This is a genomic window from Pseudomonas sp. B414, assembly GCF_055408445.1.
The window spans coordinates 81,648-94,328 of record NZ_JBUZTQ010000001.1 but is presented as its reverse complement, the minus strand read 5'-3'; the positions used below and the strand labels follow the sequence as shown (position 1 = coordinate 94,328).

10 protein-coding genes are annotated in these 12,681 nt (G+C 60.4%); 2 read left to right on the top strand and 8 right to left on the bottom strand.

The features are described from left to right. Positions 1–241: 241 nt before the first annotated feature. Complete coding sequence (locus ACZRMH_RS00415; RefSeq protein WP_464011656.1) at positions 242–952, bottom strand: 3'-5' exonuclease; 711 nt, start codon at positions 950–952, stop codon at positions 242–244. Beyond that, positions 949–2,883 carry a putative nucleotidyltransferase substrate binding domain-containing protein gene (locus tag ACZRMH_RS00410; protein ID WP_464011655.1) on the bottom strand — a complete coding sequence of 645 codons (1,935 nt, stop codon included), beginning with the start codon at positions 2,881–2,883 and terminating at the stop codon, positions 949–951. The genes ACZRMH_RS00415 and ACZRMH_RS00410 overlap by 4 nt, the downstream gene beginning before the upstream one ends. Positions 2,884–3,176: 293 nt before the next feature. Between ACZRMH_RS00410 and ACZRMH_RS00405 the strand changes: the two genes are divergently transcribed. Then, entirely contained in the window at positions 3,177–3,617 is a 441-nt protein-coding gene (locus ACZRMH_RS00405) for a response regulator (RefSeq protein WP_464011654.1), read from the top strand. A gap of 253 nt (positions 3,618–3,870) precedes the next feature. Here ACZRMH_RS00405 and ACZRMH_RS00400 read toward each other — a convergent pair whose 3' ends face one another. Next, entirely contained in the window at positions 3,871–6,048 is a 2,178-nt protein-coding gene (locus ACZRMH_RS00400; protein WP_464011653.1) for a malate synthase G, read from the bottom strand. Between the two features lie 342 nt (positions 6,049–6,390). Between ACZRMH_RS00400 and ACZRMH_RS00395 the strand changes: the two genes are divergently transcribed. Further along, positions 6,391–6,909, top strand: a complete 519-nt coding sequence (locus tag ACZRMH_RS00395; RefSeq protein ID WP_016782481.1) for a glycine cleavage system transcriptional repressor — start codon at positions 6,391–6,393, stop codon at positions 6,907–6,909. 3 nt (positions 6,910–6,912) lie between these two features. Here the strand turns inward: ACZRMH_RS00395 and rarD are convergent, their stop codons facing one another. The 5 genes from rarD to ACZRMH_RS00370 form a co-directional block, all read right to left on the bottom strand. Beyond that, entirely contained in the window at positions 6,913–7,800 is an 888-nt protein-coding gene (gene rarD, locus ACZRMH_RS00390; protein WP_464011652.1) for an EamA family transporter RarD, read from the bottom strand. 112 nt (positions 7,801–7,912) lie between these two features. Continuing rightward, on the bottom strand, positions 7,913–8,887 hold the full coding sequence (locus tag ACZRMH_RS00385; RefSeq protein ID WP_464011651.1) for a serine/threonine protein kinase: 975 nt from the start codon (positions 8,885–8,887) through the stop codon (positions 7,913–7,915). Positions 8,888–9,069: 182 nt separating this feature from the next. Next, positions 9,070–10,971, bottom strand: coding sequence for a PhoX family protein (locus ACZRMH_RS00380; protein WP_464011650.1), 1,902 nt, complete (start codon positions 10,969–10,971; stop codon positions 9,070–9,072). Between the two features lie 81 nt (positions 10,972–11,052). Next, the gene (locus ACZRMH_RS00375; RefSeq protein ID WP_464011649.1) at positions 11,053–11,817 is read right to left on the bottom strand and encodes a TOBE domain-containing protein; all 765 of its coding nucleotides are present in this window, start codon (positions 11,815–11,817) and stop codon (positions 11,053–11,055) included. A gap of 56 nt (positions 11,818–11,873) precedes the next feature. Further along, positions 11,874–12,614, bottom strand: coding sequence for a double zinc ribbon domain-containing protein (locus tag ACZRMH_RS00370; protein WP_464011648.1), 741 nt, complete (start codon positions 12,612–12,614; stop codon positions 11,874–11,876). Positions 12,615–12,681: the final 67 nt, after the last annotated feature.

The window sequence follows — 12,681 nt, the reverse complement described above, 5'->3', positions numbered from 1 at the left end:
ACTAACGATAATTATTCGCGATTGTGTCAGAGGGAATGATCCTACGCAATTGACGCTCATCGGATGCTGGAATAAGTCGTTTCTGTCGTAGCAGCTGCCGAGCCTGCGTTCGGCGGCGAAGCCGTCGCAAAATCAAACACCGCGCAGTGCCAGTTAAAACCGACTCTCAGGGTTTACGACGGCTGCGCCGCCGAACGCAGCCTCGTTCCTTCGACAGCTGCTACGGGGGAGTGATTGTGTGTCAGAAGCTGTGCACCTGCTTGCGCCGCTGCCACTGGTTGAGCCGCTGTTGCAGGGCCAATGGGCTGTCGATGCCCTGAGCGCGGGCGCGGCTAAACAAAATGAGCGCCAGTTCGGCAGTGGCCAGGGCGTCGGCGCTGGCGTTGTGGCGGTCTTCGACTTGCAAGTTGAAGTGGTTGATCCACTGATCAAGCCCGGCTTCGCGCAGGTTCACTTGCGGGCAAAACATCGGTGCCAGTGCCGCCACATCCATAAACACATGCTGCAAGCGGTAACCCAGGCTGTCTTTAAGGGCGCGGGTGAGCATGTGCTGGTCAAACGGTGCATGGAAAGCCAGCACCGGGCTGTCCCCCACAAAATCCATAAAGTCGAGCAGGGCATCCACCGGGTCGCTGCCCGCAGCAATGGCCGCGGGGCCCAGTTCATGCAGCAGCATGCTGGGGCTCAGGGGGTTATCGGGACGCAGCAGGGTGCGTTCAAAGGCCTGGCTCAGGTCAATGGCGCCGTCTTCAATCACCACCGCGCCAATCGACAGCACCTGGTCACGATTAAGGTTCAGGCCGCTGGTTTCCAGGTCGACCACTACCCAGCGCTGGCTGCGAATTGGCGTCTCGCTCAGCGTCGAGGCAGGCGGTAGTTGCAGCAGGCGCTGATGCTGCTCAAGGCTCAGTACTGGTTTTTTGCGTGGCAACAACCAGGACAACAGGCTCATAGCTGATACCGCAGGGCCAGGCTGCTTTGCAGGCGCTGGGCCTGGCGCAGGGCTTCACGCAAGATGCGCCGGTCCAGCTGGTTGAGGCTGTCGGGGTCGACGCGGTTGGAATACGGCCGGTTTTCCCGGGTTTGCAGTTGGTGCTGCTGCATGCGGGTCTGCTGGATAAAGTGATAGGCCTCTTCATAGGCGGCGCCGTCCAGCGGCTCGATCACTTCAAGGCTGACCAGCTGGCGCAGGCGCTCCAGGGTGTTGTTGGCTTCGACGCCGTTGGCTAGCGCCAGCAAGCGCGCACCGTCAACAAAGGGGGTAAGGCCCTGGACCTTGAGGTCGAGGGTGGCCTTGTCACTGCCTTTACGCTCCAGCACAAATTCGCGAAAGCGCCCTACGGGTGGGCGATGGCGCAATGCGTTGTCGGCCATCATGCGCTGGAACAGGCGGTTGTCGGCTACTTGCGCAAGCATGCCGCGCCGCAGTTGCTCACAGCCGAGCTCGTCGCCCCAGACCACGCGCAGGTCGAAATAGATGGTGGAGGCCAGCAGGTTTTCCGGGGTGGCTTCGCGGATAAAGGCTGCAAAACGACGCGTCCACTCGGCACGGGACAAGCACAGGTCGGGGTTGCCGGCCATGATATTGCCCTTGCACAGGGTAAAGCCGCACGCCGCCAGATGCTGGTTGATCTGCTGGGCGATGGGCAACAGACGCTGGCGAATGCTGGCGGCCTCAGCCGCATCCTTGGCCTCGAACAGAATGCCGTTGTCCTGGTCGGTGTGCAGGGTTTGCTCGCGGCGCCCTTCGCTGCCAAAACACAGCCAGGTAAATGGCACGCCGGGGTCGCCCTTGTCGGCCAGTACCAGCTCGATCACCCGGCATACGGTGTGGTCGTTGAGCTGGGTGATGATATGGGTGATTTGCGTGGAGGACGCACCGTGGGCCAGCATGCGTTCCACCAACTGGCCGATTTCACCGCGCAGGCTGATCAGGGCATCCAGCCTTGGCGCGTGGCGAATGGTGCGCGCCAGATGCACCAGATCGACCCGTTGCAGGGAGAACAGGTCGCGCTCGGACACCACGCCGCACAGGCGCTGATCTTTAACCAGGCACACGTGGGCAATATGCCGTTCGGCCATGGCAATGGCGGCGTCGAACGCGCTGTGATCGGGGCTCAGGTAAAACGGCGCGGGGGTCATGTGCAGTTCGATAGCCTGGTTGAAGTCCTCAAGGCCATCAGCCACTACCTGGCGCAAGTCGCGCAGGGTGAAAATTCCCAGCGGCGCCTTGTGTTCGTCCACCACCACAATGCTGCCCACTTGCTGTTCGTGCATCAGATGTACGGCATCACGCAGGGTGGCGGTGGGGGCGCAGGTCACCGGGTGACGCATGGCCAGTTCACCCAGGCGGGTGTTGAGCGAATATTGAGTGCCAAGGGTTTCAGCGGCTTTCTGCTGCACCTGCTGGTTGACCTTGTCGAGCAGGCTGCTGACACCGCGCAGGGCAAAGTCGCGGAATTCGTCGGACAGGGCAAAGAGTTTGATAAACGCAGGCTTGTTCAGTTGCAGGCAGAAGGTGTCTTCGGCGGCGCGGTGTTCGGTGCGGGTGGCACGTTCGCCCAGCAATGCAGCAAGGGGGAAACACTCGCCAGCAGTGATCTCGAAGGTGGTCTGGGCCTCTTCGCGGCCTTCGTGGGTACGCTCACCCACCACACGGCCCTGTTTGACGATATAGAAGTGTTCCACCGGCCCGTCAGTCGGTCGGATGATGCTCTCGCCCGGGGCATAGAAGCGCAGTTGGCACTGCTCCACCAGATACGCCAGGTGAGTGTTTTCCATTTGGTTAAAGGGCGGGAATCGCTGCAAAAACTGCATGGTGCCGTGAATGTTCTGCAACACCGCGGTTTTCCCTGCCTGGAGAAACGCATCCGATTTACTCATTACTGATACCGCGTTGTGGGTGGTGAACCGTTGTTGTTATGACCGGGCAGGGCGGCGCCCCGTGGTTTTTTCTATCCCTCATGCTCGGCGGTCTGCGCCCGGGTGCCCATTGGACGTAAGTCTAGGGGGCATCGCGCTATCACCGCTTTCTAGATTTCGTACAGGTTTTTTGTCTGTTTCTTGTGCTATGAGGCTTGGAAATACATGCATCTAAGCGCAAATTGACATGCGGTTAGGCATAACCGACTACGCTTATAGGATATTTCGCCTGCAAGGTTGCTTTCGAGAATCCTATGACTGAATACGACATTTTGACCGACGCCGAACGTGAGGCCTTGCAAGAGGTCATGCAGACACCTGCTTCGGTTTCATCGTGCGTATTGATTGTCGAAGACGACCCTGTCGCGCAGGAGTTGTTGGCGGAGTTTCTGGAGATGAACGCAATCGAATGCCTCAAGGCCAGTAATGAGGAGCAGGCACTTGAGCTGTTGGCCTCTGGCCAACCCATCAACCTGATGGTCACCGATTTGCGCATGTTGCCCCACGATGGCTTGCACCTGATCCGCAAAGTACGCGAATCGGAGCGGTCGGCCTTGCCGATCATCATCATGTCGGGCGATGCCAATGTGCGTGATGCAATCGATGCGATGCACCTGCATGTGGTGGATTTTCTGCTTAAGCCGATTGATACCGACAAGCTGCTCAAACTGATCCGCGAGGAGTTGGGGCTTTGACACCGATCCAACAGAGTTGGGACAAAGCGCATAAAAAACCCCGGCACTTGGCCGCAATGTTGTTCACTTAAGCGATTTCAACCCCTGTGGGAGCGGGCTTGCCCGCGATGGTCGTAAACGATGACGCGCATTTACTTAGTAAATGCGGCGCTCAGAAGACCATCGCGGGCAAGCCCGCTCCCACAATTGAGTAGCGTTGCTCTTAAGTGAACAGCATTGCGGCACTTGGCCGGGGCTTTTTTATCGCTGCGGGTTACAGGCCGTTCTTGGCCTTGAACTCGCGACGACGACGGTGCAGTACAGGCTCGGTGTAGCCATTAGGCTGCTTGGTGCCTTCGATCACCAGTTCGACCGCCGCCTGGAAGGCGATGTTGCTGTCGAAGTCTGGCGCCAATGGACGGTACAGCGCGTCATTGGCGTTCTGGCGGTCAACCACTGGCGCCATGCGCTTGAGGCTTTCCATGACCTGAGTTTCGTTGACGATGCCGTGACGCAGCCAGTTGGCGATGTGCTGGCTTGAAATACGCAGCGTGGCACGGTCTTCCATCAGGCCGATATCGTTGATATCCGGCACCTTCGAACAACCCACGCCCTGGTCGATCCAGCGCACCACGTAGCCGAGGATGCCCTGGGAGTTGTTGTCCAGTTCGTTCTGGATCTGCTCCGGGGTCCACTGCGGATTTACGGCCAGCGGGATGGTCAGGATGTCGTCCACCGAGGCCGGAGCGCGCTTGGCCAGTTCGGCCTGACGGGCGAACACGTCAACCTTGTGGTAGTGCAGTGCGTGCAGGGCAGCAGCGGTCGGCGAGGGCACCCAGGCGGTGTTGGCACCGGCCAGTGGGTGGGCGATTTTCTGTTCGAGCATCGCGGCCATCAGGTCGGGCATGGCCCACATGCCTTTACCGATTTGCGCACGGCCTTGCAGGCCAGTGCTCAGGCCGACATCGACGTTGTTGTTTTCGTAGGCCGAAATCCACTTCTGGGCTTTCATGTCGGCCTTGCGTACTACGGGACCAGCCTCCATTGAGGTGTGAATCTCGTCGCCGGTGCGGTCCAGGAAGCCGGTGTTGATAAACACCACACGCTCGCTGGCGGCCTTGATGCACGCCTTGAGGTTGACCGTGGTGCGGCGCTCTTCGTCCATGATCCCGACTTTGAGCGTGTTGCGTGGCAGCTTGAGCACGTCTTCGATGCGACCGAACAGCTCGTTGGTGAACGCCGCTTCTTCAGCGCCGTGCATCTTCGGCTTTACGATGTAGACCGAGCCGGTGCGGCTGTTACTGCGCGTGGCTTTGCCGTTGAGGCTGTGGATCGCTGCGAGGCTGGTCAGCAGGCCGTCGAGAATGCCTTCGGGCACTTCGTTGCCGTCTTTGTCGAGGATCGCGTCGATGGTCATCAGGTGGCCAACGTTACGCACGAACAACAGCGAGCGGCCATGCAGGCTGACGGTGCCGCCGTTGGGCGCGGAGTACTCGCGGTCCGGGTTCATGGTGCGGGTGAAAGTTGCGCCGCCCTTGGACACCTGCTCGCTGAGGTCACCTTTCATCAGGCCGAGCCAGTTGCGGTAGATCACTACCTTGTCGTCAGCATCGACGGCAGCAACCGAGTCTTCACAGTCCATGATGGTGGTCAGGGCCGCTTCCATCAGCACGTCTTTGATGCCTGCGGCGTCGGTCTGGCCGACAGGGCTGGAGGCATCGATCTGGATTTCGAAGTGCAGGCCGTTGTGCTTGAGCAGCACGGCAGTCGGCGCTGCGGCAGAACCGTGGTAGCCGATCAGTTGCGCGGTGTTGCGCAGGCCGCTGCTGGCGCCGCCCTTGAGGGTGACTTGCAGGGCACCGCCAACGATGGCGTAGCCGGTCGCGTCAACGTGGGTGCCGCTGGCCAGAGGTGCAGCTTCGTCGAGAAAGGCGCGGGCAAAGGCAATAACCTTGTCGCCACGGACCTTGTTGTAGCCTTTGCCCTTTTCGGCGCCGTCAGCTTCGCTGATGGCATCAGTGCCGTACAACGCGTCGTACAGCGAGCCCCAGCGGGCGTTCGAGGCGTTGAGGGCAAAGCGCGCATTCATTACCGGGACCACCAGTTGCGGGCCGGCCATGCGGGCGATTTCGTCATCGACGTTTTGCGTCGTTGCCTGGAAATCCGCAGCTTCTGGCTGCAGATACCCGATATCCTGGAGGAAGGCTTTATAAGCCACGGCGTCATGCGCCTTGCCGGCCTGAGCCTGGTGCCAGGCGTCGATCCGCGCCTGCAAATCATCGCGTTTGGCGAGCAGTGCTTTGTTCTTGGGTGCCAGGTCATTGATGACCTTGTCGGCACCGGCCCAGAACTGGTCGGCGGTGAGGCCGGTACCGGGGATAGCTTCGTTGTTTACGAAGTCGAACAGGACTTTGGCGACCTGCAGGCCACCGACGTGAACGTGTTCAGTCATTGCTTGCCTCACTCATTTTTATTTAAAGCCTGGAGCGCTTCTCAAAACACCGCCTGAGCGGGTTTGTACGGGGGATTGCAGACGCTTTGGCGAACCATGTTGCAAATTATGTAGTGGTCGCCGAGGCATACTACATGATCAATTGCAGATGTGAAAATCAGACTAATCACGTCGTTCTGCGACCGTTTTTAGGCTGTCGGTCACACAGAAGAACAGGATGTTCTCAAGAAATAGGCAGGTTGTTCCAGATAATTCTAAAAACAGTACACAATTTGTGATTTGAGAGGGCTTTTGTGGGGGCTGACTATACTCAACCGACCCCCTGATAAAAGAGTCCCCGCCATGAACCATCTTGTGATTACGGTGTTTGCCCAGGACAAGGCCGGGCAGGTCGAGCGTATTGCCCAGTGCATCGCCGAGCATGGCGGTAATTGGCTCGAGAGTCGAATGTCGCGGATGGCCGGGCAATTTGCCGGAATCCTGCGCGTGGGCGTGCCCGCCGAAGCCCACGACGAGCTGGTCGATGCGTTGCAGCGGTTGGGCAAGGAGGGGATTCGGGTATTGATTGCCGAAAGCGGCATCGAGCAGTCTTGCACCTGGAAGCCCATTGCCATGGAACTGGTGGGCAACGACCGCCCCGGCATTGTGCGCGACATTACCCGGGTGCTGACGGAGCAGGGGGTGAGCCTGGAGCGGCTGGTGACGGACGTGCGGCCCGCGCCGATGAGCAACGAGCCGCTGTTTCATGCCGAGGCGATTCTGGCAGTACCCCTGACCCTGTCGCTGGATGTGTTGCAAAAACGCCTGGAAACCCTGGCCGATGAACTGCTGGTGGACCTCAAGTTCAGTACTGAGGAGTAAACCTCAACCGCGCTGGCGCAGGCTGAACCAGGCATCGAGGCTGTACACCACCAGCCCGGCCCAGATAAACACAAAGGCCAGCAGGGTACTTTCGGACAGGTGTTCGCCATAGACCGTTACCGCCAGGATCAACACCAGCGTCGGCGCGATGTACTGCATAAAGCCCAGGGTGGTGTAGGGCAGATGCCGTGCGGCGGCGTTGAAGCTCACCAGCGGTATCAGCGTGGCCGGGCCGGCAAATACCAGCAGCCAGGCCTCTGAGGTGCTCCAGAAGTCAGCATGGGCACTATTGGCCTCGGGGTGCAGCAACAGCCAGCCGATGGCCACCGGCACCAGAATCCAGGTTTCGACCACCAGCCCTGGCAATGCCTTGACCGGCGCCTGTTTGCGGATCAGCCCGTAAAAGCCGAAGCTCAGCGCCAATACCAGCGACACCCATGGCAGGCTGCCCACATACCACACCTGTTGCGCCACCCCGGCAGCGGCCAGGCCGACGGCAAGCCATTGCAGGCGGCGCAGGCGTTCGCCCAGCAACAGCATGCCCAGCAGTACATTGACCAGCGGGTTGATGTAGTACCCCAGGCTGGCTTCGACCATGCGGTCGTTGTTTACCGCCCACACATAGGTCAGCCAATTGACTGCAATCAGCAGGCCGCTGATGGTCAGCACGCCAAGACGTTTGGGGTTGTCGCGCAGTTCCTGCCACCAGCCGGGGTGCTTCCATACCAGCAGCAACAGCGAGCCGAACAGCGCCGACCAGAGCACCCGGTTAACGATGATTTCGGCGGCCGGGACGCTGGCCAGCAGTTTGAAATAGAGTGGGAAGATGCCCCAGATGATATAGGCGGTGAGGCCTAAGATGTACCCGCGACGCGGGTTGGCGGCTTGCATGCAGAATCCTTGCTTAAGCAACTAACGGACACGAAAGAAGCCAAGAGTGTAAGCAGGTTTTTCCATTTGTGGGAGCGTCGCACCGCTGCTCCCACAGAAAGAGGGTGTTACTTCAAAACAACTTCAGCGGCTCTTCATTAAGCGCCGACAACTGCTCGCGCAGCGCCAGGACCTGATCGCCCCAATAGCGTTCGCTGCCAAACCACGGGAAGCTGTGGGGGAATGCCGGGTCGTCCCAGCGGCGGGCCAGCCAGGCGCTGTAGTGCATCAGGCGCAGGGCACGCAGGGGTTCGATCAACGCCAGTTCGCGCGGGTTGAAGTCATGGAACTCGCTGTAGCCGTCCATCAATTCTGACAACTGGCCCAGGCATTCCTGACGGTCACCGGCCAGCATCATCCACAAGTCCTGCACCGCAGGGCCCATACGGCAGTCGTCGAGGTCGACGATATGGAACACCTCGTCGCGGCACATCATATTGCCGGGGTGGCAGTCGCCGTGCATGCGGATATTGGTGTGCGGGGTCGCGGCGTACACATCTTCGACGCGCTTGAGCAGGTCGCGGGCAACGGACTCATAGGCCGGCAGCAGGCTGCGCGGGATAAAGTTGCCTTCCAGCAGGGTGGTCAGCGAGTCATGGCCGAAGTTTTTCACGCCCAGCGCTTCGCGATGCTCAAACGGCTTGGTCGCGCCCACGGCATGCAGGCGGCCGAGCAGCTGGCCGAGGCGATAAAGCTGGTCGAGATTGCCCGGCTCCGGCGCACGGCCACCACGGCGCGGGAACAGGGTGAAACGGAAACCCTGGTGCTCGAACAGGCTTTCGCCGTTGTGGATCAGCGGCGCCACCACCGGTACTTCGCAGTCGGCCAGTTCGAAGGTAAAGCGGTGTTCTTCGAGGATCGCTTCGTTGGTCCAGCGCTGGGGGCGATAGAACTTGGCGATCAACGGTTCCGAGTCTTCGATGCCGACCTGGTACACGCGGTTTTCGTAACTGTTGAGCGCCAGCACACGGGCATCGCTGAGGAAGCCGATGCTCTCGACGGCGTCGAGGACCAGATCAGGGGTAAGTGTTGCAAACGGATGAGACATGCTGACTCCTGCGCGCAGCAGGCTGCCGCGTCCGGCCATGCATGTTAGCGCAGACCGATGGAGGGCAGGCACAAAACCTGTGGGAGCGGGCTTGCTCGCGATACAGGCGACTCGGTTTATCTGCTAAACCGCACAGATAGCCATCGCGAGCAAGCCCGCTCCCACAAGGGCAGGTCCCGGCTTTAAGCGCCGACGATACCGCCGTCTTCACGGCTGATGGCCATGACCGAGGAGCGCGGTTTGCCGTTGGGCAGGTGCTCGGGGAAGGTCGAGCCGCCGTTTTCGCCAGGATGCTGAATGCCCACGAACAGGGTTTTCTGGTCGGGGGAGAAGCTGATGCCGGTGACTTCGCAACCAATCGGCCCAACCATAAAGCGACGGATTTCACCGCTCACCGGATCGGCGCAGAGCATCTGGTTGTTGCCCATGCCGGCAAAGTCGCCGCTGTTGCTGGCATCGCCGTCGGTGAGGATCCACAAGCGCCCGGCATCGTCAAAACCCAGGCCGTCGGGGCTGTTGAACATGTTCTGCGGGGTGATGTTGGCCGAGCCTCCTTTGGCCGTTTTGCCGTGAACCGCCGGGTTGCCGGCCACCACAAACAGATCCCAGTCGAAGCTGTCGGCAGCGTGATCGCCCTTGTGGGCCTGCCAGCGCAGGATTTGCCCGTAGACGTTTTTCTCCCGCGGGTTGGGGCCGCCAGCGGGCTGGCCGTCTTCGCCGCGTTTGACGTTGTTGGTCAGGGTGCAATAGACCTGGCCGTCCTTGGGGCTGACCACAATCCATTCCGGGCGATCCATGCGCGTGGCGCCGACCGTGCTGCCTGCCATGCGCGCATGGATCAGGACTTCGGCCTGGCTGGCAAAGCCACTATCCGCATCCACACCGTTTTTACCGTGGCTCAGTTCAATCCACTGGCCGTGGCCCTTGGGGTGGTCAGGGTTGCTGTCGCCATTGTCAAAGCGCGCCACATAAAGGGTGCCATGGTCGAGCAGGTCGCGATTGGCCTTGGGGTTCTGGTGATTGATCTTGTCGCGGCTGATAAATTTGTAGATAAATTCGCCGCGCTCATCGTCGCCCATATACACCACGGCCCGGCCGTCGCCGGTTTCGGCCAGGGCAGCGTTTTCATGTTTAAAACGGCCCAGTGCAGTGCGTTTGACCGGTGTTGAAAGCGGGTCGAACGGGTCGATCTCCACCACCCAGCCGTGACGATTGAGTTCGTTGGGGTTGAGTGCCAGGTCGAAGCGCGGGTCGTGCGGGTGCCAGTTGATGTCCTTGCTGGCGGCGACTGCGCCATAGCGTTTTTGCGCAGCATCGAAGTTTTGTTTGGCATCAGAGCTGCCGAAGCAGTCGGTGAAGTTTTCTTCGCACGTCAGGTAGGTGCCCCACGGGGTTTTACCGTTGGCGCAGTTCTGGAACGTACCCAAGGTACGAGTACCGGTGGCGTCGGCCTTGGTACGTAACAACTCGTGCCCGGCGGCGGGGCCGCTCAGGCGAATCGGTGTATTGCCGTGGATGCGCCGGTTAAAGGGCGAGCCCTGGACGAACTGCCAGCTGTCGCCCTTGCGCTGGATTTCGATGACCGACACGCCTTCACTGGCCAGGGCCTTGCGCACTTCTTCAAGGGAAGTGGGCGAGCCGCCGTGGGGGTAGAGGTAGCGGTAGTTGGTGTATTCGTTGTTGATCGCCATCAGGGCCCGGTTCGGGTCATCGGGGAAGGCGAACAGGCTCATGCCGTCATTGTTGTCGCCAAATTGCACTTCCTGCTCGCTGGCGGTGCCGTTGCCGGAGGGGTCAAACGCAGGACCTTTGGCTTGCAGCGGCTGGCCCCAACTGATGAGTACCGAGGAACGATAGCCGGGCGGCAGGCTGATGGTATCGGCGGTGGCGGCGTTGATGCTGTCGAAGCCCAGCAGTTTACTGTTGGCGGCGCTGACTCCGGCTGCCAGGGCACTGCGACTGAGCAGGCCGCCGCCCAAAAACATCGCTGCGCCGCACAAGGCGCCTGCACTGATAAAACCACGACGGCTCAGGCCGATAATCTGCTCAAGGTCGGTGGATTGGTTTTCTTCTAATAGGCTCATGGCTGGCTCGGCTGGCAACGGTTTTGGCAGACACCATAAGCAGCCGGTATGACAGGGATGTTTCAGACGGTGGGTGGCGGTTCAGAGTGCTGTCCCCAACAACACCATGGAGGGTGAAAATTGCACCTGGGCCTCGTCTTCAACACTCAAGCCAAGTGTTTCAAGGTGTTGCGACTCGGTCAGGGCACACAGAGTCTGGCCGCCGGGCAGGCTGATACGGACTTCGCTGGGGCCGTCGCCGGTATGCAGGATCTGTTCGATCTGCCCGTGCAGGTGATTGTGCTCGGGGCTTGGGAGCTGTTCGGCATCGATCAATTGCAACCAGCCCGCTTTGATCAGCGCCACTGCCGGGCTGCCGATGGCCAGTTCCAGGCGCTGGGTGCTGTCGCGGGTAATTTGCGCGCGTAAGGTCAGGGCACCAGGCAACTCAAGTTCGATCAGGTCGTTGTGGCCATGGTTGTGAATGGCAATAACGGTGCCGTGCAACTGGTTGCGGGCGCTGGTGCGCAGCATCAGGCGGCCCAGCAGGTCGAGATCCTGCGCGTCTTCGGCGGCGTCCAGCACTTGGGCCTGTAATGCCTGCAAGCGCTGATAAAGGCGCAGCACCCGTTCACCGGCTACCGACAGGCGGGCGCCGCCTCCGCCTTTGCCGCCAATGCTGCGCTCAACCAAGGGGGTTTGCGCGAGGTTGTTCAACTCATCAATGGCATCCCACGCAGCCTTGTAGCTGATGCCCGCACTTTTGGCAGCCGCTGTGATCGAGCCCTGTTCGGCTATGTGCTGCAACAGGGCGATGCGTTGCGGGCGACGGACGATATGTTGGGCAAGCAGGGTGGGCAGGTGCATGAGGCAGGTTCGCAAGGTGGGACGTGCCCGGAAAGTGCCTGCTCAACCGGGTGGCGTCAAGCAAGCCCGTCGGGTTTTGGCGTGCGTGCCAGGCAATATACATCGACCCGCCGCGCTCCGGCCTTGAGCAGCAGGCGCGCCAGGCTTTCAGCTGTGGCACCGGTGGTCAGCACGTCATCGACCAGGGCCAGATGCAACCCGCGAACCTGCACCCCCGGTGCCAGGCTGAATGCCTGACGCAGGTTGCGCTTGCGGGTTTTGGCGTCCAGATCCTGTTGCGCGGCAGTGTTCTGAGTACGCAGCAGCCAGTGCGGTTGGCAGGGGATGCTCACTTGCTTGCTGAGCCAGTCCCCCAGCATGCCCGCTTGGTTATACCCACGCTCTCGCAAGCGTTGGGTGGACAGGGGCACCGGCAGTAGAAAGGCAGGTCGAGGCTCACCCGAATTGAAGCTATCAAGCAGCGATTGGCCGAGAATTTCGGCCAACAACCGACCATAGGGCCATTTGCTCTGGTGCTTGAAGCGAACGATCAAACTGTCGATCGGAAAGCCATACACCCAGGGCGCATGGACGCGCTCGAAGGCTGGCGGCTGCCTGATGCAATGGCCGCATATCAGCCCCGCCATCGGCAGCGGCAAAGCGCAGCGCTGACAGCAGTCGCCCAGCCAGGGCAACTCCAGCTCGCAGGGGACGCACAGGGCTTGCCCCGTACAGGCGCGCTCGTCGCACAATAAACACGTCTGGTTGTTTAATAACCAGTTGTAAACCACCTTTATCCATTGTGGTTGACAGTTCATGTCACATCCTTAAACATGCCGACATCCGTGCCGTGTCTGGGGTTATTGCCTCGGGTTCTAGTCAAAG